At 56.4% G+C, this 21,164-nt stretch carries 23 protein-coding genes and 1 tRNA gene; 2 read left to right on the top strand and 22 right to left on the bottom strand.

Translation table 11 applies throughout. The annotated features are described in order from the left end of the window. Positions 1–128: 128 nt before the first annotated feature. From H6A60_RS01155 to hemE, 6 genes are all read right to left on the bottom strand, one after another. Complete coding sequence (locus tag H6A60_RS01155) at positions 129–1,118, bottom strand: Tim44 domain-containing protein (RefSeq protein ID WP_205101503.1); 990 nt, start codon at positions 1,116–1,118, stop codon at positions 129–131. A 65-nt stretch (positions 1,119–1,183) separates the two neighbouring features. Beyond that, the gene (ubiE, locus tag H6A60_RS01150; protein ID WP_205101502.1) at positions 1,184–1,969 is read right to left on the bottom strand and encodes a bifunctional demethylmenaquinone methyltransferase/2-methoxy-6-polyprenyl-1,4-benzoquinol methylase UbiE; all 786 of its coding nucleotides are present in this window, start codon (positions 1,967–1,969) and stop codon (positions 1,184–1,186) included. 24 nt (positions 1,970–1,993) lie between these two features. After that, positions 1,994–2,410, bottom strand: a complete 417-nt coding sequence (locus H6A60_RS01145) for a gamma-butyrobetaine hydroxylase family protein (protein WP_205101501.1) — start codon at positions 2,408–2,410, stop codon at positions 1,994–1,996. A gap of 318 nt (positions 2,411–2,728) precedes the next feature. Continuing rightward, positions 2,729–2,803, bottom strand: a tRNA-Arg gene (locus H6A60_RS01140). Positions 2,804–2,863: 60 nt separating this feature from the next. Further along, on the bottom strand, positions 2,864–4,885 hold the full coding sequence (priA, locus tag H6A60_RS01135; protein WP_338054820.1) for a replication restart helicase PriA: 2,022 nt from the start codon (positions 4,883–4,885) through the stop codon (positions 2,864–2,866). 202 nt (positions 4,886–5,087) lie between these two features. Beyond that, entirely contained in the window at positions 5,088–6,152 is a 1,065-nt protein-coding gene (gene hemE, locus H6A60_RS01130) for a uroporphyrinogen decarboxylase (RefSeq protein WP_205101499.1), read from the bottom strand. 35 nt (positions 6,153–6,187) lie between these two features. Between hemE and H6A60_RS01125 the strand changes: the two genes are divergently transcribed. Further along, positions 6,188–6,511 (top strand): DUF167 domain-containing protein, encoded by a 324-nt coding sequence (locus H6A60_RS01125; protein ID WP_205101498.1) that lies wholly within the window; start codon positions 6,188–6,190, stop codon positions 6,509–6,511. Positions 6,512–6,518: 7 nt separating this feature from the next. On the opposite strand, the gene H6A60_RS01120 is transcribed toward H6A60_RS01125, so the two are convergent. The 16 genes from H6A60_RS01120 to mnmE form a co-directional block, all read right to left on the bottom strand. Further along, the gene (locus H6A60_RS01120; protein WP_205101497.1) at positions 6,519–6,923 is read right to left on the bottom strand and encodes a universal stress protein; all 405 of its coding nucleotides are present in this window, start codon (positions 6,921–6,923) and stop codon (positions 6,519–6,521) included. Between the two features lie 174 nt (positions 6,924–7,097). Further along, the gene (locus H6A60_RS01115) at positions 7,098–7,517 is read right to left on the bottom strand and encodes a F0F1 ATP synthase subunit epsilon (protein ID WP_205101496.1); all 420 of its coding nucleotides are present in this window, start codon (positions 7,515–7,517) and stop codon (positions 7,098–7,100) included. Between the two features lie 67 nt (positions 7,518–7,584). Further along, positions 7,585–8,988 (bottom strand): F0F1 ATP synthase subunit beta, encoded by a 1,404-nt coding sequence (atpD, locus tag H6A60_RS01110; protein WP_205101495.1) that lies wholly within the window; start codon positions 8,986–8,988, stop codon positions 7,585–7,587. Between the two features lie 33 nt (positions 8,989–9,021). Beyond that, entirely contained in the window at positions 9,022–9,906 is an 885-nt protein-coding gene (atpG, locus tag H6A60_RS01105; RefSeq protein WP_205101494.1) for a F0F1 ATP synthase subunit gamma, read from the bottom strand. Positions 9,907–9,935: 29 nt separating this feature from the next. Continuing rightward, positions 9,936–11,477, bottom strand: a complete 1,542-nt coding sequence (atpA, locus tag H6A60_RS01100; protein ID WP_205101493.1) for a F0F1 ATP synthase subunit alpha — start codon at positions 11,475–11,477, stop codon at positions 9,936–9,938. Positions 11,478–11,494: 17 nt separating this feature from the next. Then, positions 11,495–12,046 carry a F0F1 ATP synthase subunit delta gene (locus H6A60_RS01095; protein ID WP_205101492.1) on the bottom strand — a complete coding sequence of 184 codons (552 nt, stop codon included), beginning with the start codon at positions 12,044–12,046 and terminating at the stop codon, positions 11,495–11,497. 2 nt (positions 12,047–12,048) lie between these two features. Beyond that, complete coding sequence (locus tag H6A60_RS01090; RefSeq protein WP_205101491.1) at positions 12,049–12,519, bottom strand: F0F1 ATP synthase subunit B; 471 nt, start codon at positions 12,517–12,519, stop codon at positions 12,049–12,051. Positions 12,520–12,619: 100 nt separating this feature from the next. After that, positions 12,620–12,862: a F0F1 ATP synthase subunit C gene (gene atpE, locus H6A60_RS01085; protein ID WP_205101490.1), complete on the bottom strand. Its 243-nt coding sequence runs from the start codon at positions 12,860–12,862 to the stop codon at positions 12,620–12,622. A gap of 67 nt (positions 12,863–12,929) precedes the next feature. Further along, the gene (gene atpB, locus H6A60_RS01080; protein WP_205101489.1) at positions 12,930–13,760 is read right to left on the bottom strand and encodes a F0F1 ATP synthase subunit A; all 831 of its coding nucleotides are present in this window, start codon (positions 13,758–13,760) and stop codon (positions 12,930–12,932) included. A gap of 12 nt (positions 13,761–13,772) precedes the next feature. Further along, positions 13,773–14,138, bottom strand: coding sequence for an ATP synthase subunit I (locus tag H6A60_RS01075; RefSeq protein WP_205101488.1), 366 nt, complete (start codon positions 14,136–14,138; stop codon positions 13,773–13,775). Positions 14,139–14,317: 179 nt separating this feature from the next. Then, entirely contained in the window at positions 14,318–15,187 is an 870-nt protein-coding gene (locus H6A60_RS01070) for a ParB/RepB/Spo0J family partition protein (protein ID WP_205101487.1), read from the bottom strand. A gap of 11 nt (positions 15,188–15,198) precedes the next feature. Further along, complete coding sequence (locus H6A60_RS01065; protein WP_205101486.1) at positions 15,199–15,993, bottom strand: ParA family protein; 795 nt, start codon at positions 15,991–15,993, stop codon at positions 15,199–15,201. A 75-nt stretch (positions 15,994–16,068) separates the two neighbouring features. Beyond that, positions 16,069–16,740: a MarC family protein gene (locus H6A60_RS01060; protein ID WP_205101485.1), complete on the bottom strand. Its 672-nt coding sequence runs from the start codon at positions 16,738–16,740 to the stop codon at positions 16,069–16,071. A gap of 2 nt (positions 16,741–16,742) precedes the next feature. After that, positions 16,743–17,405, bottom strand: a complete 663-nt coding sequence (gene rsmG, locus H6A60_RS01055; RefSeq protein WP_205101484.1) for a 16S rRNA (guanine(527)-N(7))-methyltransferase RsmG — start codon at positions 17,403–17,405, stop codon at positions 16,743–16,745. A gap of 28 nt (positions 17,406–17,433) precedes the next feature. Continuing rightward, positions 17,434–19,353, bottom strand: coding sequence for a tRNA uridine-5-carboxymethylaminomethyl(34) synthesis enzyme MnmG (mnmG, locus tag H6A60_RS01050; RefSeq protein ID WP_205101483.1), 1,920 nt, complete (start codon positions 19,351–19,353; stop codon positions 17,434–17,436). Positions 19,354–19,371: 18 nt separating this feature from the next. Continuing rightward, entirely contained in the window at positions 19,372–20,748 is a 1,377-nt protein-coding gene (mnmE, locus tag H6A60_RS01045; protein ID WP_205101482.1) for a tRNA uridine-5-carboxymethylaminomethyl(34) synthesis GTPase MnmE, read from the bottom strand. 83 nt (positions 20,749–20,831) lie between these two features. On the opposite strand from mnmE, the gene H6A60_RS01040 reads away from it, so the two are divergent. After that, on the top strand, positions 20,832–21,146 hold the full coding sequence (locus tag H6A60_RS01040) for a hypothetical protein (protein ID WP_205101481.1): 315 nt from the start codon (positions 20,832–20,834) through the stop codon (positions 21,144–21,146). Positions 21,147–21,164: the final 18 nt, after the last annotated feature.

Here is a 21,164-nt window from a genome sequence, read left to right as displayed (position 1 = left end):
AGGGCAAACTTTCATCGAAATCAAAAAAAATGCGCTGCGTTCGTTAAAACACAGCGCTATCAGGGCATTAGAGGTCAGAAAAAGTGTAGACACCAGGCGCTTTTTCGCACCTGAAATCGTCCGCTTTCCTAAGCCGAAGCCGGTTCGTTCTGCTTGATACCGGCAAGAAGCCAGCCACCTGCGCCTTCGACAGGCTTCACAAGCGTCCACGTTTCGTCAACGAGTTCTTCTTCGCCATTGATCGTGAGCTTACCGATGAAGCGAACGCTTGCCACGTATTCGCCGCCTTCACGGGCAATGCCGAGAAGTTCATTTGTAAGGGACTCAATCTTCGTGACGTACGTTTCGTTGCCGCGTTCGCGAAGCTGATGCGTGATCGCGATGAAAACATCGTTCGTCGTGAAGTCGGAAATCGTAATGACATTGCCGCTATCCCAGGCAGCCTGCAGTTTGATGTAGTTATCGCGCGCCGTCTGCAGGAACCCTTCGCGATCGAAGTCTGCCGGCGTGATGTCGACAGCCCCGGTAGCCGAAGCTTCAGCTGCAGGCGCATTGCCGCCGTTCATGAACTGATCGAGCACGCTGCCACCGCGCACCGCTGCCCCAGTCTGAGCGGGCTCTGCCTGCATGGCCGCAGGTGCCTGCTCTTCACGACGGATCGGCTCTTCAACCGGCATATGAGCTGCGCTCGGTGCTGTGCCGGCCGTCTGCTGACGACGACGGGAGCCCATGAAGAACTTGAATGCGGCAAAAGCAGCAACCACCAGGAGAAGCCCCATCACGAAGCTAACCATGCCGGCGCCGTTGATACCGAGCAAGCTCAGGAGCGCAGAGATGCCGAGAGCGGCCGCCATACCTGTGAGGATGCTACGCATCATGGAAGGACGCTGCGCGGTCGCGGGATTCGCTCGCGAAGCCGCATTGGCGGCTGCGCCTTGCTGCGTCGTGGACTGCTTGGCCGACAGCGGTGCCGTGCCGGGCGTCGGCGCCTTCTGACTGAAGGTCGGCGCGGAACGGCCGAAAGAAGAGCCGCCACCAAAACGTCGGGCAGCGTCAGCATCGAAGGATGCAGTCGCCAGAGCGGCGCAAACACAAAGAACAGTGATGAACTTCTTCATTTCAGGTCTCTAAAAATAAAGGGCAACCTCGCGAATGCGAGGCAAACAGTCTGCCTGGCGAAACGTCAGCTCGCCTTCGTGCCGATATGCAGCGCGCAGATGCCGAAAGTAAGATTGTGCCATTTCACGTCGGCAAAACCGGCTTCGGACATCATGCCGGCAAACGTCTTTTGATCTGGATGCATGCGGATGGATTCGGCCAAATACCTGTAGGACGGGCCATCGCCGGCAATTTTGGAGCCAGCCCAAGGCATGAAGACAAAAGAGTAAAAATCGTAAAAAGGTTTTAACCATCGCTGACAGCGAGAAAACTCAAGAACGAGAAGTCGCCCGCCGGGACGAAGAACACGGAGCATTTCACGCAACGCCCGATCCTTGTGCGTCATGTTGCGGATACCGAACGAAACCGTCACCACATCAAAGACATTGTCTTCAAAGGGAAGCTGTTCGGCATCGGCTTCGACAACCGCTGCCCCTGTGCCCGCCGCAGCAAGGCGCTTGGCGCCGATTTCGAGCATCTCGTGGTTGATGTCCGAAGCCACAACGTTGCCGTGTCCGGCGCGTCCGGCGAGTGCGAGCGCCAGATCCCCCGTACCGCTCGCAATGTCGAGGACTTTCATGCCCCTCTCAACCCGCGCTTCGCTAATGCATCGCCTCTTCCAGAGACGATGCGTCCCGAAGCTGAGCAAATCGTTCATCAGGTCGTACTTCGGTGCCACGCTGTCAAAAACCTCGCGAACTTTTTCGACCTTTTTCTCCTCATCGATCATTTCGTAGCCGAAATCGATCTGATGATGCTGAGAGCCGGCCACCCTCGCCGAATCGTCCGACGTCTTGCTCGTCTTATCCATTTGAGCCATCTCCGCCCGTTATTCTCACTTGTGAGCGCAGCCTCGCTGCGGCTTCATTTTTTCCAAAAAAGGGCGGTTTGCTGGATCGTCCGGATCACGCGAAGCGCCCGCAGCCGCGAGATCGGCGAGATAGGCCTCCCATCTTGCAGCTTTCGTGCGCGCCAAATCCTCAAAGTAGTCCCAACTGTACACACCCGTATCGTGTCCGTCCGAAAAAATCAGCTTGAGTGCATACTGTCCAACAGGTTCAACGCCGACGAGTGCTACGTCGCGCAGCCCTACCTGCAGTATGGCTTCCGAAGGGGCGTGTCCCTGCACTTCGGCTGAGGGCGAAAAAACACGCAGAAACTCAAACGGGAACTGCACATTCGTGCCGTCCTGATAGACAAGCTCAAGCTCCTTGCGCTTGCCGTGCACGAGCACCTCAACAGGCACCTTCATTTGAGAGAAGCCTCCTTCCCTGGAAGTCGTTTCAAAAAAAAGAAAATCCCGCACTGTCGACTACAGAACGGGATCGGATTTCTGCATCGCCCGTCCATCCTGCTGGCGGAGCAGGCGCCTCTCTCTCGTCACTGGCGCCTCATCCCGGCTGAAACCGCGAGTATCAAAAGCTGGTTTTCAAGCCGCTGAATGATACACGATTCGCCTTTTTCCCTGATTCAACCAGCTAAACCCGTTCACCCTGTCGCCCCGACAATCGAAAATTGATGGCCCGTAAAAAGAAAATCCCGCACCGAAAAACGGTACGGGACGGGTATTTGGTCCCCACGACAGGAATCGAACCTGTAACGCGGCCTTCGGAGGGCCGCATGATATCCATTTCACCACGTGGAGGATAGAGCTCAATAGTCTACGCGACAGCTCCGGAATTTGCAAAAAACGCGACTGTCTGCCTCAAACGTCCGTCGGATCGATTTCCACCTGCCAAACGACGTCAGAAGGCGACTTGACGCCTTCGAGCAATCCACGAAGGAATCGATGCAACGTCTTGCGCTCGTCACCCTCGACAAGAAGTTGCGCGCGCTCGCGATTCATGAGACGAACAAGCGGCATCGGTACGGGATCGAATACGCGAACCTCCCCGGAAGCGACGCCACGCCCCCTGCGAGCGATAGTCTCGAGGAAAAGAACGGCTTTGGCAAGCGCATCGGATTCTGCTGTAATGAGTGCCTGGTAAACAAAGGGGACGCTGAAGTTTTCCCGTCGTTCCTCAAGCGTTTCGTTGGCAAAGCGCCGATAGTCCTGTAGCCGCAGAGCTTCAAAAAGCGGTTCATCCTTGAAACGGGTTTGAATAAGTACGCGCCCCTTGCCGTTCGCACGCCCTGCGCGGCCGGCTACTTGCATGAGCGTCGAAAAAAGGTGCTCCCGCGCCCGAGCGGCCGGGCTCAGCAGCTGTGTATCGGCGTTGAGAATCACAACGAGTCCGACATTCTGAAAATCGTGCCCCTTGGCAATCATTTGCGTGCCGACCAATATGTCGACTTCACCCGCATGCACACGAGCAAAGGCTTTTTCGGCCTCATGCTTTTTGCTTGTGCTGTCGCGGTCGATGCGCAAAATGCGTTTCCCGGGAAAAAGTCGCTCGAGCTCTTCCTCAAGCCGTTCGGTTCCCGTTCCTCGCGGCAGGATGTCGACGTTGCCGCAGACAGGGCACGCATCGGGCACAGGTCGACGCCAGCCGCAGTGGTGACAGATGAGGGCCTTTTCTCGTTTATGAAAAACAGTGAAGGCCGAACACCGAATGCAGGCACTTACCCAACCACAGGAGGGACAGCTCAGCACCGGAGAGTAGCCGCGCCTATTGAGGAAGACAAGTACCTGCCTGCCGGCATCGAGCTCGGAGCGAATGCTACCCTCGGCTTCGGGCGAAACGAGCATGCCCGAACCCTTGGGATTCGGATCTATAAGGTCAATCTGAGGAAGCTTCGCCTTTGACATCGCTCGCTGCGTGAGAGTAAGCAGTACGTACTCTTTCTTGAGCGCCTTGGCCCAGCTTTCAAGCGACGGCGTGGCCGAACCGAGCACGACAGGACAGCTGTTTTTTGCGGCGCGCCAAACGGCAAGGTCGCGCGCGGAGTAGCGCAAACCGTCCCCCGCCTTGTAAGAAAGGTCGTGTTCCTCATCGACAAGAATCAGAGCGAGTTTCTTAAAGCTCGAAAAAATGGAAAGTCGAGTACCGACGAGGATACGAGCACGCCCTTCGTGCACGGCAAGCCACGCTGCAGCACGCTCTCCATCGGAGTATTCCGAATGCATGGCTGCCACATACTCATGCGGGAAACGCGCCTTGACGCGCGCCTGAAGCTGCGGTGTGAGATTGATTTCGGGCACGAGAAGCAACACCTGCGCTTCAGGATCGCGATGCAAAACTTCTTCCATCACGTGCAGATACACTTCCGTTTTGCCGGAACCCGTCACACCAAACAAAAGAAACGGAACAAAGCCCTTGGCGCTGACCACTGCATCGACTGCAGCCATCTGCTCGGCGTTCAGAACAGGTTTGCTCTGCGTAGAACTTCGCTCTACCGATGGTGCGATGCCTTTACGGCGAAACTTCTCAAGCATCGCACGATGATTTTTCTTCGGTAGACGCTTGAAAAAAAGTGGAAGCGCGCTCAATGCGGCCTCACCCCAGCCACGAAGGTAGTAGAGCGAAGCAAATCGTGTGAGAGCAAGCCATTCTGCCGACAGAGGCGGCACATCGTTCAGTACGCTCGTAATACTTCGGATGCGTTTACCCTGCAGGTCTGTTGCATTCTCAAGCGCTGCAACGACACCCACGACCTTTCGAGTCTGAACATTCGCCGTGACGCGGTCGCCGACAGCAACCAGCATGTCATCAGGCACTTTGTAGTCGAGCGGCCCGAGCCCAGGAACGTCGACCAAGACCTTCGCGTACAAGTTGCCCTCTGGCACGATGCCCCTCGCCTCCTCTCCGAAAATATATTTCTGCGTCTTTCCGCTTGTCTCGGAAAATAGCATGTTTGCAATAGCTAGACGCGGTGAAGCGGTTCTACTGGCGTACCGAAAAGAAAGGGCCTCGGCTTGCCTCACCGAGACCCAGAAAAATGCGAGTGCCCCGAATCAGTATGATTGCGGGCGCACTCGTCTTTGCCGCTTAGTGATAGCGGCGGCTATATTCGTGCACTTCGTCAACAAGAATCTGCACACTTTCAACGGGCGTGAACTGGTTGATGCCGTGTCCGAGATTGAAGACATGGCCACCGTCCTTCACTGGACCAAAACCGTCAAGAACACGGCGCACTTCGCGACGAATCGTTTCTTCCGTACCAAAGAGAACGTACGGATCCAGGTTGCCCTGCAATGCAACACGGTCCGCCGTTTCGCGACGGGCACGCGCGATGTTAACGGACCAATCCAAGCCGACGGCGTCGCAACCGCTGTTGGCAATTGCCGAGAGCCATTCACCACCGCCCTTTGTGAAGACGATGGAGGGAACGGGTTCACCGTCAGAGACCTTCTCGAGCTTGGCGAGAACCTTCATCGTATAAGCCAGGGAGAAGCGCTGGAAGTCACCGTCAGCGAGCATCCCGCCCCACGTATCGAAGATCTGCACGGCCTGTGCGCCTGCCGCAATCTGAGCATTGAGGTAAGCAGCAACGGCTTCGGCATTGACGTCAAGAACGCGCTCGAGCAGATCGGGACGGCGATACATCATGGTCTTGACCGTTCGAAAATCACGACTGCCTCGGCCCTCGATCATGTAGCAAGCAAGTGTGAAGGGCGAGCCCGAAAAACCGATCAAGGGAACGCGGTTGCCAAGAGCTCGACGAATGCTCTTCACCGCATCCATCACGTAACCGAGTTCCACATTAGGATCGGGCACATAAAGCGCATTGACTGCTTCCTCCGTCTGAACGGGTTTGGCAAATACGGGCCCTTCACCCTGAACAAAGCTCAGCCCGAGCCCCATCGCGTCGGGCACAGTGAGAATGTCCGAGAAGAGAATCGCTGCATCAAGACCGTAGCGATCGATCGGCTGCAGCGTCACTTCTGTCGCATAATCGGGATTCTGAGCCAGGCCCATGAAGCTACCGGCACGCGAACGCGTTTCGCAGTATTCGGGCAGATAACGTCCGGCCTGACGCATCAGCCATACCGGCGTAAATTCCGTCGGTTTGCGCTTAAGAGCGCGAAGGAAGCAATCGTTCACTGGTTTCATGAGCATACTCGCTGAATTGTTTTTGATCGTTACTTATGCCGCCCACTGCAACCCCGACGCCGAGCTGGCTCGTCATCAGCAAAACAGGAACACTGCAACTCCTGCTTCACGTTCAGCCCAATGCCAAGCGCACGGCCGTGGTCGGAGAACACGGCGAAAGACTCAAAGTCGTTCTGTCAGCTCCACCAGTAGACGGCAAAGCCAACGCAGCACTCGTGAAGTTCTTCGCCAAGTCCTTGGGACTGTCAAAATCGCAGCTTCTGATAACAGCTGGGGAAGGCAGCAGAGAAAAGCGGCTCGAAGTTGTCGGTCTCAGCGAGACCGAACTTCTAGCCGCTATCAAGGATCTTGCAGCTTGAAGAGTCGTCAGCGCACAACGAGCACCGGGCGATCGGCGAGACTCAACACCTTCTGCGTTTCGCTACCGAGCAACAGCGCGCCTAGCGTGCCAAGACCACGGCTCGCCATGACGATATAGCGCACGTCATAGCGGGCGGCGCACTCGAGAATGGCTTTTGCGACGCTGTCGCCATGTTCGGCAACGACCTCGCAAGGCACATTCTTTTCCGCAGCCTTGCGCGAAATGGCCTCCAAGCGATCCTTGGTCTGCTGATCTTCGGCAACAAAGCCCGCTGCCGGCGGAGGAGCGAGCACGGCGGTCATGCCGATAACCGTCCCGTCGAACTGGCGAGCAAGCTCAATTGCCGTTTCAACAGCCTTGTCGCTCAAATTAGACCCGTCTGTAGTTACGAGGATCTTAACAGCGTCCATGCACATCTCCTTAAACCTAATCGGCTTGAAAGACCGCCCGAGAGCGGCGCGGCCTGCACCATAATCGTACCTCGAATCGACACGGAGCCGAGGAGCAACCGATCTACGAATAAAAAAAGACGGAGTTCCGCTGGGAAAACTCCGTCTTTCGGCGAATCGTCAGAATCCGATCTCTTAGCGCTTGAGCTTGAGCTTGCGAATTGCTGCGAGTTCTGCGGCCAAGGCAGCCATTTCGGCTTCGATCTTGGCGATTTCCAGATTGCCCGTAGCAGTCTTGCGAGCCTCTTCGGCAACGGCAAGCGCTTCCTTGGCCTTCTGTTCGTCGAGATCCTTGCTTCGGATGGCCGTATCGGCAAGAACCGTCACAACATCAGGTTGAACATCAAGGATGCCGCCTGCAACGAACACCTGTTCGACTTCTTCCTGCCCCGGGCGATGAATGCGCACGAAGCCGGGACGAATCCCGGTAATGACCGGCAGATGCCCAGGCATAATGCCCAATTCGCCAGACGTACCGGGCAGCGAGACGAGCTCAGCCTCACCAGAGAAAATATTCTCTTCGGCGCTGACAACGTCGACTTTAATGGTAGCCATATGAGTTGCTCCGTTTGTCGGGCGCTTGCGTGGCCGACTCGAAAATCAAGTCGGCCCAGCCCAAGCATTACTTGAGGGTCTTCGCCTTTTCGAAGGCTTCGTCGATCGTGCCGACCATGTAGAACGCCTGTTCGGGCAGTTCATCACATTCGCCGTCAACAATCATCTTGAAGCCGCGGATCGTTTCCTTAAGCGGAACGTACTTGCCGGGCGCACCCGTGAAGACTTCCGCAACATGGAACGGCTGCGAGAGGAAGTTCTGGATCTTACGAGCACGCTGAACGACAAGCTTGTCCTCGGGAGAGAGTTCGTCCATACCCAGAATCGCGATGATGTCGCGCAGTTCCTTGTAGCGCTGCAACGTTTCCTGAACGCGGCGAGCCGTCTGATAGTGTTCTTCGCCGATGATGTTCGGATCGACCTGACGGGAGGTCGAGTCGAGCGGGTCAACGGCGGGGTAGATACCGAGTGAGGCGATATCACGCGAAAGAACGACGGTCGCGTCAAGGTGACCGAAGGTCGTCGCAGGCGACGGGTCGGTCAAGTCGTCAGCAGGGACGTACACGGCCTGAATCGAGGTAATGGAACCCGTTTTCGTCGAAGCAATACGTTCCTGCAGCTTACCCATTTCTTCAGCAAGCGTCGGCTGGTAACCCACAGCAGACGGCATACGACCGAGCAGGGCGGACACTTCCGTACCGGCCAGCGTGTAACGGTAGATGTTGTCGATGAAGAGCAGGATGTCACGACCTTCGTCACGGAAAGCTTCAGCCATCGTCAGCCCCGTCAGAGCAACACGCAGACGATTGCCCGGCGGCTCGTTCATCTGACCGAACACCATGGCGACCTTGTCAAGAACCTTCGACTCGCCCATTTCGTGGTAGAAGTCGTTACCTTCGCGGGTACGTTCACCAACACCGGCAAACACGGAGTAACCACCGTACTGCTTGGCGATGTTGTTGATGAGTTCCATCATGTTGACGGTCTTGCCCACGCCGGCGCCGCCGAACAAGCCGACCTTACCACCCTTGGCGAACGGGCAAATCAGGTCGATAACCTTAATGCCGGTTTCGAGCAGGTCAACGGAAGGCGAAAGCTCGTCAAACTTCGGGGCCGTGTTGTGAATCGGACGGATTTCTTCGGCACCGATTTCACCGCAGTCGTCAATCGGGCGGCCCAGGACGTCCATAATACGGCCCAAGGTCTTCGGACCGACCGGCACAGAGATCTCGCGGCCCGTGCTGACAACCTTCATCCCGCGGCGCAGGCCGTCGGAGGTGCCCATAGCGATGGTACGGACGACGCCGTCACCAAGCTGCTGTTCAACTTCGAAGACCAAGCCGCTTTCGGCCAGGGTATTGCTCTCATCCTTTTCGAGAACGAGGGCTTCGTAAATCTTCGGCATCTCGTCGCGCGGGAACTCGATGTCCACCACGGCGCCGATCACCTGAACGATCTGTCCGATACTCATGGGGTTTCCTCAGTTATCGATTTTTAAATTCGATTAAGAAGACACAGCCGCGGCACCGCCGACAATTTCAGTCAGTTCGGTCGTAATGCCAGCCTGGCGGGTCTTGTTGTAGACGAGCTGCAGTTCGTCAATGAGCTTCTTCGCGTTATCGGAAGCCGCCTTCATTGCCACCATACGAGCGCTCTGCTCGGAGGCCATGTTTTCTGCAACTGCCTGGTAAATCAAAGCCTCGACATAGCGCTTCAAAAGCTCGTCGAGAACGGTTTTGGCGTCGGGCTCGTAGATGTAATCCCACGAGTATTTGCGCTGCGGCTCGTTTGCACTCAGGTGTTCGTCGGTCAGCGGAAGGAGCTGTTCGACAACAGGCTCCTGCTTCATGGCATTCACGAAACGCGAATAGGCCAAGTAGACGGCATCGACCTTACCTTCCTTGAAAGCTTCGATCTGAACGGCGATGGCGCCGATCAGGTTGTCGAGGATCGGACGATCGCCGAGCTGAGTAACCTGACTGATGACAGGCACGCCGAGGCGCTGCAGGAAGCCGTAGCCCTTATTACCGATGGCAGTGGCATCGACACCGATGCCCTGCTCGGTCCACGTCTTGATTCGCTGAAGAATCAAGCGCTGGATATTGGTATTAAGAGCGCCGGCAAGCCCCTTGTCGGTCGAAACGAGAATGAGACCGACGCGCTTGGCGCCTTCGTGTTGGACCAGGAACGGATGTTTGTAGTCGGTCACGTTAGCACGAGCGAGATGCGAGCTGATCACTCGAATCTTGTCGCCGTACGGACGGGCCTGGAACATCCGGTCCTGAGCCTTGCGCATCTTCGAGGCCGCAACCATCTCCATCGCCTTGGTGATCTTTCGCGTGTTCTGCACGCTCTTGATCTTGCCGCGAATTTCCTTTGTACTGGGCATGGAATTGGGTCCTCTTGGATTTTTGACGCTTAGACAGCGCCGTTCTTCTTGAAGTCTTCGATAGCAGCCTTGAGCGCGGATTCAATATCCTTGTCAAGAGCCTTCTTCGTTTCGATTTCGTTGACGAGTTCGGCGTAATGCGTCTGCATGTAGTCGCGCATGGCGCGTTCGACACGCATCGCGTCGCCAACCTTCACGTCGTCGTAGTAGCCGTTGTTGACGGCATAAAGAACGAGCGCTTCTTCCCAAACCTGAAGCGGCTGATACTGCGGCTGCTTCATCAGTTCGGTAACCATGCGGCCGCGTTCGAGCTGCTTGCGGGTCACTTCGTCAAGGTCGGAAGCGAACTGTGCGAAGGCAGCCAGGGCGCGGTACTGAGCAAGCGCCAGACGGACACCGCCGCCGAGCTTCTTGATGATCTTCGTCTGAGCGGCACCGCCCACGCGAGAAACCGAAATACCCGGGTTGATGGCCGGACGGATACCGGCATTAAACAGGTCGGTTTCAAGGAAGATCTGACCGTCGGTAATCGAAATGACGTTCGTCGGAACGAAAGCCGTCACGTCGCCGGCCTGCGTTTCGATGATCGGCAGGGCGGTCATCGAACCGGTCTTGCCCTTCACTTCGCCGTTGGTAAAGCGTTCGACGTATGTCGCATTCACGCGAGCCGCACGTTCGAGCAGGCGGCTGTGCAGGTAGAAAACGTCGCCCGGGTAGGCTTCACGTCCCGGCGGACGACGCAGCAGCAGCGAGATCTGGCGATAGGCCCAAGCCTGCTTGGTCAAGTCGTCGTAGACGATCAGGGAGTCCTGACCGCGGTCACGGAAGTATTCGCCCATCGTGGCGCCAGCATACGGAGCAATGTACTGCATAGCAGCCGATTCGGAAGCCGTAGCGGCAACGACGATGGTGTAGTCCATGGCGCCGTGCTCTTCGAGCTTGCTGACGACGTTGGCGATCGTCGAAGCCTTCTGACCGATCGCGACGTAGACGCAGATGAGGTCCTTGCCCTTCTGGTTGATGATCGTGTCGATAGCAACGGCGGTCTTACCGGTCTGACGGTCGCCAATGATCAGTTCGCGCTGGCCACGGCCGATCGGCACCATCGAGTCGATGGACTTAAGACCAGTCTGAACAGGCTGCGAAACCGACTGACGATCGATAACGCCAGGAGCAACCTTTTCAACAACGTCGAAAATCTTGGCTTCAATCGGGCCCTTGCCGTCGATCGGCTGGCCGAGAGCATTCACAACGCGGCCGATGAGTTCCGGGCCAACGGGCACGGAGAGAATGCGGCCAGTCGTCTTAACGATGTCGCCTTCGGAAACGCCTTCGTATTCGCCGAGAATAACGGCGCCGACGGAGTCGCGTTCGAGGTTCAGAGCAAGGCCATAGACATCGTTGGGGAATTCAAGCATTTCGCCCTGCATCACGTCGCTCAGACCATGAATGCGGGCGATGCCGTCGGACACCGAAACAACGGTGCCCTGCGTGCGAAGATCAGCGGATACGCCGAGGCCTTCGATTCGCTTCTTCAGCAGATCGCTGATTTCACTGGGATTGAGTTGCATCTTACAGCTCCGAATTTTTATGCAGTAAGCGTCGTCTTCATCTGCTCGAGACGAGCGCGAATCGAGGCGTCGAGCAGCTTATCGCCGACGTGAACACGCACGCCGCCGATCAAATCCTTGTCGACCGTCACGATCGGGTGAAGCTTCACACCTGGGAATTTCTTCGCAAGCGCCGCCACCAATTCGCTAACCTCTGCGTCACTGAGCGGGAAAGCCGTCTCGATGAGGGCGTCGGCAACGCCTTCAGACGCATTTTTCAGATTGCGAAACTGCCGGGCGATTTCAGGCACGGCTTCCAGACGATCGTTCTGCACTACGGTCTGAAGCAGATTCTTGACTTCCGCAGGCACATCACCGGCGAGCACACCTTCGATAACATCGAAAACCTGCTTGTCGGTCACCTTCGGATCGCCAGCGAGTTCGAGAACCTGTGAATCCTGCGCCACACGGGCAAGCAGATCTACGGCCTCAAGAACTCGAGCCATTTCTTCTGCGCCGGCCTTACGATCCTGAAGCGCCTCGATCAGAGCTTCAGCGTAAGGGCGCGCTATTGTTGAAAGTTCCGCCATAGTTAGAGCTTCGCCTTCAGTTGATCAAGCATGGTTGCGTGAGCAGATTCGTCGACCTCGCGAACAAGAATCTGTTCAGCGCCCTGGACGGCAAGCGCAGCGACCTGATCGCGGAGCTGTTCCCGAGCGCGCTGCATTTCCGTTGCAGCTTCGGCCTTTGCGGCCTCGATGATGCGGTCGGCTTCGATCTGAGCCTGAGCCTTTGCATCGTCAACGATGGACTGAGCGCGCTTTTCGCCGTCGGCGACAATCGTCGACGCGCGGGCACGCGCAGCAGCCTCGATGGCCTTGCCTTGTTCGGTCGCCACAGCAAGGGCCTTTTCACCCTTATTAGCGGCTGCCAAACCGTCGGCAATCTTCTTCTGGCGCTCTTCGATCGCTCGGATCAGAGGCGGCCAGATGTACTTCATGGTGACCCAGGCACCCAAGAAGAACACGACCATCTGTACGAACAGAGAGGCATTAATGTTCATTATCGGAACCCCGTTATGTCGGAAGCGCCGGCCAATCTTCAGGCGTCAGCGCTACCGACAGCGTCATTAAAAAAGAGGACGTTTTGCGCGCAGCTGCTAATTAGCCGACGAACGGGTTTGCGAAAGCGAACATCATGGCGATACCGACGCCGATCAGGAACGCGGCGTCGATCAGGCCGGCGAGAAGGAACATCTTCGCCTGAAGGGGTTCCATGAGTTCCGGCTGACGAGCGGAGGATTCGAGGTACTTAGAACCCATCACGCCGATGCCAAGGCAAGCACCGATAGCGCCGAGACCGATGATGAAACCGCAGGCGATAGCTACTAAACCGACGTTGGTCATTTTTTAAAGACTCCTAGAGGAAAGAAAGGGAGTAAAGCACGTGAAGTTGAAAGAAATTGTCCGCTGCTTAGTGGCTGCTGTGAGCCTGGCCGATGTAGACCAGCGTCAGCATCATGAAAATAAAGGCCTGCAACAGAACAATCAGCACATGGAAAAGCCACCAAACCAGACCGGCGACGACTTGACCAAGTCCTGCACTGGCTGCCCCGACCGCCCCGAAATCCAGAGCGAAGCCGCCGAGAAGCGCAACGAGGAAGAACACCAGTTCACCGGCGTACATGTTGCCGAACAGTCGCATACCGAGCGAAACGAACTTCGCGAGATATTCGATGAAGTTCATCGCAAAGTTGAACGGCCACAGCAACGGGAACTTGCCGAACGGCGCAGTAAAGAGCTCAACGACAAAGCCCGAGAAACTCTTGACCTTGATGCCGTAATAGAAGAGGAGCAGAAGCACACCGAGCGAGAGACCGAGCGTACCGTTGAGGTCGGCCGTCGGCAGCGGACGCAGGTAGTGCACGCCAAAAAGGCCTGCAATCGCCGGGAACAGATCGACCGGAATAAGGTCGATGCAGTTCATCATGGCGACCCAGCAGAACACCGTCAGCGCAAGCGGGGCAATGAACGTACGATCGCCGTGGACAAGGTTCTTGGCCTGATTGTCGACCATTTCAACAAGCATTTCCACTGCGCACTGCATCTTCCCGGGGACGCCCGAAGTGGCCTTCTTCGCGCCGAGACGCAGAATGAAGAACACCGCCAGCAAAGCCAAAACGGAGAAGAAGATGGTGTCGTAGTTCACTACGGAAAAATCAATGATCACATTCTGCTTGAGCGACTGCAGATGCTGCATGTGATGTTGAATGTACTCAGTAGCGCTCGGGGCGTTGGTTGCCATGAATACCAATCCTTAGTGTTTTTTGAACAGTACGACGAAGTAGCTGTTCACTACCGCTATCAACGAAACGAGAAAAGCGGGCCAATTTATGTTTTCAAAGATGAGGACGCTCAATAGCATCAGCAAGAGAGCAACCAGAATCTTGACAAACTCTCCGACCAGCACCGCCATCGCGTTGAGCGTGGCGTGCCTGATGTGTCGACGCATAAACTCGATGGAGACTGCATACAACGTCGTAGGCAACGCGTAGGACAGACCGCCGAGCAACGCCGATATTGCCGCATCTCCATCTGCAAACAAAGCAAAGAGTGCGGCGACGACTGAAACCAGTGCATACTGCGCCAGAGCGACGCGCATCATACCAGAAATGACAGGCATCACAGATAACGCAACAGAAGATTTCTAAACTTCGCGGATTTTACGGGCCGTAGCATCTTTTAACAATTAGCCGAAAGGTGACTTTTGATACCGCTTAATTGGTAGAAACACTATTAGGGAATTCAAACACCCTGATCTGTTTTCCTTAACGTGACTAAACAACCGGAAAAAGCCAGCTATTACTGCTGAATCCGATCGACGATTCCTTGCAATTGCTCGAGGTTGGAGAACTCAATCACGATGCGCCCTTTACCCTTGCGATTAGCCGTGAGCTTTACTGTTGTGCCGAGCGTTTCCGCGAGCGCCTCTTCGAGACGTTCATCGTCGCGCGTCTTGATGACGACCTTCCTTTTCTTCGTTGATCTGCCTTCGAGCAGATGCTTGACGAACTCTTCGGTCTGACGCACTGAAAGCGAGCGCTGCGCTACGGTCTTCGCAGCAAGAATCTGCTGCGCACCGCTCAGCGCGAGAAGCGCTCTAGCGTGCCCCATGTCGATTTCCCCCGCAGAAAGCATCGACTTAACCTCTTCGGTAAGTTCGAGCAACCGCAGCAAATTGGTCGTGGCGGATCTACTGCGACCGATCGCCTCGGCAGCGGCTTCATGCGTAAAACCGAACTCCTCAATCAGTCGTAGGACACCCTGCGCCTCTTCAAGGGGATTGAGATCTTCGCGCTGCATGTTCTCAATGAGCGCCATTGCGAGAGCTTGCTTGTCATCAACATCGCGAATGATGACGGGCACCTTTTCAAGGCCGGCCAGTGCAGCAGCGCGAAACCGCCGTTCACCAGCGATGATCTCGTAGTTAGCGCCCCCCGTCGGACGCACGACAATGGGGCTGATCACACCCTGGGCCTTGATGGACGAAGCAAGCTCGGCCAGAGAATTTTCGTCCATCGCCTGACGCGGCTGATACTTGCCCGCATGCAGACTCGCAAGCTCAACCTCTTCAATGTGCCCGCTGAGCTCGACGGCATCGCCGCCAAGCCCCTCACCGAAGAAAGCATCTAGACCTCGGCCGAGACCTTTGTTTTTCCGACTTTGCGCCACTCACATCTCCCTTATCGGCGCTCAGCTTTACGCTGAGAGGCTCCGCCTTCGAGTCTGGTCAGAATTTCATCGGCAAATGCCATATACGCTTTGGCACCCTTGCTCGAACGGTCGTAAGTCACGCCGGGCTTGCCGTAACTCGGTGCTTCCGCCAAGCGCACGTTGCGCGGAATCACGGTGTCGAACACCTTGGCGCCGAAATGTTTTTTTAGCTGTTCGCTCACTTGTTGCTGCAGCGTGATTCTCGGATCGAACATCACTCGCAGAATCGAAATAATGCGCAAGCCCGCATTTTTGTCTCCATGCACACGCTTGACGGATCCGACGAGGTCTGTAAGCCCCTCGAGCGCAAAGTACTCGCACTGCATTGGAATGATTACCCCGTCAGCGAAGCAAAGCGCATTAAGCGTGAGCATAGAGAGACTCGGCGGACAGTCGATCAGAATGTAGTCGTACTTACCGATGACGCCCGAGAGCGCCTTCTTGAGACGCAGATCCCGATCGGCAAAGCTCACAAGCTCTACTTCGGCCCCCGAAAGCTCGCGATTGGCTGGCAGTACATCGAACCCCGCTTCCGAATGCCGCACAACCTCTTCAAAGGTCTTTAATCCGAGAAGCAGTTCGTAGACGGACGCGTCGAGCATGTGCTTTTCCACACCGCATCCAGTGGTGCCGTTGCCCTGCGGATCCAGGTCAATCATCAAGACTCGTCTGCCGCGAAGCGCTAAGGCGGCGGCAAGATTGACGGTCGTCGTTGTCTTTCCGACGCCACCCTTTTGATTGGCAATGCAAAAAACTTGAGCCATTGTGTGCGCTTCTTCTTTAAGTCCAAAAATTCAATGCTGTTTGGAAGTGTCATGGTCGATTGTCCATGACATCGTTTATCGTGCGTTGAGCTCGAGCCACAAATCCGAGAAACCCTGCCAGAAAATCGACACGCCCAAGCAAATCAGAATGAATGCGAAAATTCGAGCGAGTGCGTCGGCCCCCGCCGCTCCGACGGCTTTGCTTACTCGGTCGCTGTAGCGATAACAAAGCCAGATCACGATCACCGTCACAATGGTGGCGCAGATCGTGCCGGCAATGTTAGCGACGTTGAAAGGCAGGCTCGTGCCAAGCGCCACAGAGACGGCAATAGCCCCCGGCCCCGTCGTGAGCGGCAGCGTGAAGGGGAAGAATGCCATAGCTTTTAAGCGTGAGCGCGGCAGCTTTTGCTGCTCTTTGGCATTCGACTCTTCGTGCGAAGGCGCGTTGAGCGCAGACCAGCCGGCAGCGAAGAGCACTATGCCGCCCGCACAACGCAGCACGCCAACAGAAATTCCGAAAAAACCAAGAATTAAGTGTCCGGCAAAAAGAGAGACGATCAGGATAATCAGCGAAAAAACGGCAATTCTGCCTGCTACGTACGCTCGATCCTCATCGGAGAGATGATTCGAAAGCGCAATGAAAAACATCGCTCCGCTGAAGGGATTGATCACCGGAATCAGCGTCGTAAAGGTGTAGATGAATGCACCGAGAAACGCTGAACTCAAGCTGCCGAAAAAGAAATCCATGACTACTCACTCCCAGTGAGCCTCATCACATAAAGATGGCGCTCTTCATTAAGCCCGGGAACCGTAAGCTCAATGACGCGCTCGATTCGAATCTGCTCGGCGAGTTCGCTTTCTTCGACTGAGGACTGCACGCCTTTCATGGCAAGCCAGACGCTCTGTTTGCCGAGCAGGTGATGTGTGAGCTGCGTGAAGTCGCCCAAACTCGCAAATGCTCTCGACGTTACGACATCGAACTCTCCTTCGAGTTCTTCGACGCGAACATGCTCTGCCCGCAGATTCCTGAGGCCGAGCTCAATGGCAACCTGCTGGATAAAGGCGGCCTTCTTGCCGACGGCATCTACAGCAAGCACTCGAATTTCCGGACAGAGAATCGCAATCGGCACGGCAGGCAAGCCGCCACCAGAGCCCACATCAAGCACGCTGCCCGCCGTTGGTGCAATGGCCTTCAACTGCGGTACGAGCGAAGCCGAATCGAGCAGGTGGTGCGTAAGAATCTCCGCATCCGAACGAATGGCAGTGAGATTGTAGACGCGATTCCACTTGCCGAGGAGCTCGGCATACCGCGCGAAAAGCTGTACCGTTCGTTCGCTGGCTTCGAGTCCGAGCGCCTCAAGTCCAGCACAAAGCGCTTCTATATCCACCGCAACGTCATTCTGTCTGCGCATTCTTACCTTCATCGCTTATCCTCGGGCCTCAGCCGGCCGATTTTTCTGATCTGTAGAAATGCCGCTTCTTCAGGTGCACCAACAGGAGCGTTACCGCAGCGGGCGTAACCCCCGAAATGCGCGACGCGTGCCCGATCGTTTCGGGACGGATTGTCTTGAACTTTTGCCGCACCTCAAAAGAAAGCCCTGGCACCTCGTCATAGTCGATCTCGGCTGGAATCTTGAGCGCTTCGTTGGCAGCGGCACGTTCGATTTCGTCCTTCTGCCGCGAGATATAGCCCGCGTATTTCACGTTGATTTCCACTTGTTCACACACGTCGGCATCGACATCCGACAAGTCGTAAGCAGATTCGCCGCCGTTCTTTTTGAGCGTAGCCATCTTCGCCATCGTGACGCCCGGACGCGCAAGCAGGCTGCGCAACGAGTATTCGTGCTCAAGCGGTGCGCCGAAAACGCGCTCGGCCTCCCCCTCGGCCAACTGCTTCGGCGTAATCCAACTTTTCTCGAAGTCGCCCATGATGCGTGCCACAGCTTCACGCTTGCGGCTGAAAGCTTCAACCTGGGCCTCGGAAAGGAGACCGAGTTTGGCTGCAATGTCGCTCAGGCGCATGTCGGCATTGTCTTCGCGCAGGCTTAAGCGATACTCGGCACGACTCGTGAACATGCGGTAGGGCTCCGTGACACCCTTTGTCGTCAGGTCATCAACCATGACACCCAGGTAAGCCTCGTCGCGCTTCGGCACCCATTCGCCTTCGTCACGTGCGAAGAGCGCCGCATTAATGCCGGCAAGAAGGCCCTGCGCAGCAGCCTCTTCATAACCCGTTGTGCCATTGATCTGGCCCGCAAAAAAGAGACCGGGCATCGCCTTGGTCTGAAGCGTTCGATAAAGTCCGCGAGGATCGTAGTAGTCGTATTCAATGGCGTAGCCAGGGCGAATTAAATGTGCGTTCTCCAAGCCAGGCATCATTCGAACCATACGAATTTGCACATCAAAGGGCAGACTCGTGGAAATGCCGTTGGGATAGAACTCATTAACGCGCAAACCTTCGGGCTCCAAGAACACCTGATGACTGTCCTTGTCGGCAAAACGCTTTACCTTGTCCTCGATAGAAGGACAATAGCGCGGACCAACCCCTTGGATGATGCCTGTATACATCGGCGAGCGATCAAGGTTAGCCAGAATCAGCTCGTGCATCTGCGCATTCGTACGCGTCACCCAACAGGGGCGCTGCGCGGGATGCTCAATCTTGGGGTTCCAGACAGAAAAGTGCGGTATGGGATCGAGGTCGCCCCATTGCTCTTCGCACTTTGAAAAGTCGATGCTGCGCCCGTCAATGCGTGCCGGGGTTCCCGTCTTCAAGCGCCCCTGCGGCATGCCGAGCTCTTTGAGGCGTTCCGCAAGCCGAATGCTCGACGGGTCGCCCATACGACCGGCGGAATAGTGCTCGAGACCAATGTGAACCAAGCCGTTCAAGAACGTACCTGCACAAAGAACAACCGCGTTACCGTAAAACCGAATGTCGGTCTTAGCTACCACACCTCGTGCGCGACCGCCTTCGACAATCAAGTCGTCGGCAGCCATCTGGAAGCACCACAGATTGGGCTGCGTGTCGATGCGCGAGCGCATCGCTGCACGGTAGAGTTGCCGGTCGATCTGCGCTCGCGTCGAACGAACGGCCGGTCCTTTGGAGCTGTTGAGAATTCGAAACTGGATGCCCGCCTCATCGGTCACGGCCGCCATTGCGCCGCCCATGGCGTCGAGCTCGCGAACGAGATGACTTTTGCCAATGCCGCCGATGGAAGGATTGCAGGAAAGCTGGCCGAGCGTGTCGAGGTTGTGCGTCAGGAGCAGCGTGCGCCGGCCCATGCGAGCAGCGGCAAGCGCCGCTTCGGCACCTGCGTGGCCGCCGCCGACGACGATGACCTCAAATGTTTCAGGAAAATCCATTTCAAATGCTTTGTCAGATTATTTGCCGATGCAAAACTTGCTGAAGATCATCCCGAGGATGTCGTCGGCAGTCGTCTCGCCGAGAATCTCGCCCAGCGCGTTTCCTGCGAGTCTCAACTCTTCGGCAAGGAGCTCAATCATACAAAATTCCCCCTTCATCTCTGAGGCGAGCGAGAGGTGCGCGCGCGCTTCTCGCAGGCACGCGAGATGGCGCTCACGCGCCATGAAGAGGCCGTCGGTCGAGTTCTGCATATTCACGACGGAAAGGAGCTGCTTTTTGAGTGCGTCGAGCCCTTCGCCCGTTCGTGCCGAGATAAAGCAGCAGTCCGCTTCTAGAGCCAGCTTGCCGGCACGGACCGCCTTGTCAGACTTGTTGGCGACGGTAATGACTGGCACCGCTTTCTTCACACAGCGCCGGACGGTTTCGAGCACCTGAACATCGTCAGGGATCTCGCCCGAAGCGTCGACGAGGTGCAGCACGACGTCAGCTTCCCCGAGCGCCTGAAGCGTGCGTTCGATCCCTTTGGCCTCCACGATATCGACCGTTTCTCGGACGCCCGCCGTGTCAATCATCTTGATCGGGACACCGTTGATTGTCACCCAGTGTTCGATGCGGTCGCGCGTCGTGCCCGCAATCTCCGTCACGATCGCCACGTCGTCACCCGCAAGGGCATTGAGAAGACTTGATTTGCCGACGTTGGGACTGCCGACAAGCGCCACGGAGACGCCGTCATTGAGGACCTTGCCCTGATGCGCCTTCGAGAAAATCTCGTCGAGTTCGACGAGACACTCATCGATGCGCTCAAAGATGCGGCCGCTCGAAAGATGGTCGATCTCTTCTTCTGGAAAGTCGAGGATGGCTTCTACGTAAGCGCGCAGCTCGTTGACGCCGTCGCCGAGGTGTTCGATCTTCTTTGAGAAAACGCCGCTCAGGGAACGCGATGCGGCGTGCGCTGCCGATTCGCTCACGGCATCGATCAGGTCGGTGACGGCCTCGGCCTGCGCCAAATCCATACGGCCGTTCAAAAACGCCCGCTTCGTAAATTCGCCGGCTTCGGCAAGCCGCAGCCCGAGGTGCGCACACTTTTCGAGGCACGCACGCAGAATGAGCTTCATTAGCACTGGGCCGCCATGCGCCTGAATCTCGACGACGGATTCGCCCGTGTAGCTCGCGGGTGCCTGAAAGAAAAGAACGATGCACTTGTCGAGAAGCTCGCCTTCGGCGTCGGCAAAGGGCAGGAGATGCGCATAACGCGGCGTAAGGTCGCTGTGCCCGAAGAGCGCCTCAAGCACACAGGCACTCTTTTCCTTTTCAAAGGACAGGCGAACGATGCCGATGCCGCCGCGTCCGGCGGCCGTCGAGATTGCTACGATCGGATCTTTATCGCTGTACATACGCTGTTTCTTCCATTGCAATGAACGGCCGTGATATGTTCGAACCTCGAACAATCAGTCCATCCGAGATTTGGAGCTATCCAATGTCATTGATGCCGCAACAGCCGAAGAAAAGCGGCCCATCGGGCCAATTTTTCGGTCCCGCCCTAGTCGGCGCCTGCCTTGCCGTCGTGCTTTCCGTACCTGCGGCCGCTTACACGGCCGCCTGGATCGGCGACACTTACACCAAGCGTGCGCTCATCTATTCCGCGTTTCTGCTTTGGGCCTTCTGCGGCGCGGCCGTCATTTTCGCGAAAACCTTCCGGCAGGAAATAAAGCCGCTCTCGCTCGGGCGCATCTTCCTCTGGTTCGCGTCCGCGTGGCTCTGGCCGCTTCTGCTGCTTGCTAGGAAAAAATAAGTCTGATCGAAAAAAAAC

The sequence above is a fragment of the Sutterella massiliensis genome (assembly GCF_016899755.1).
GTDB lineage: Bacteria > Pseudomonadota > Gammaproteobacteria > Burkholderiales > Burkholderiaceae_F > Sutterella > Sutterella massiliensis.
The sequence above is the reverse complement of the archived record's forward strand: the minus strand, read 5'-3'. Positions and strand labels throughout refer to the sequence as shown.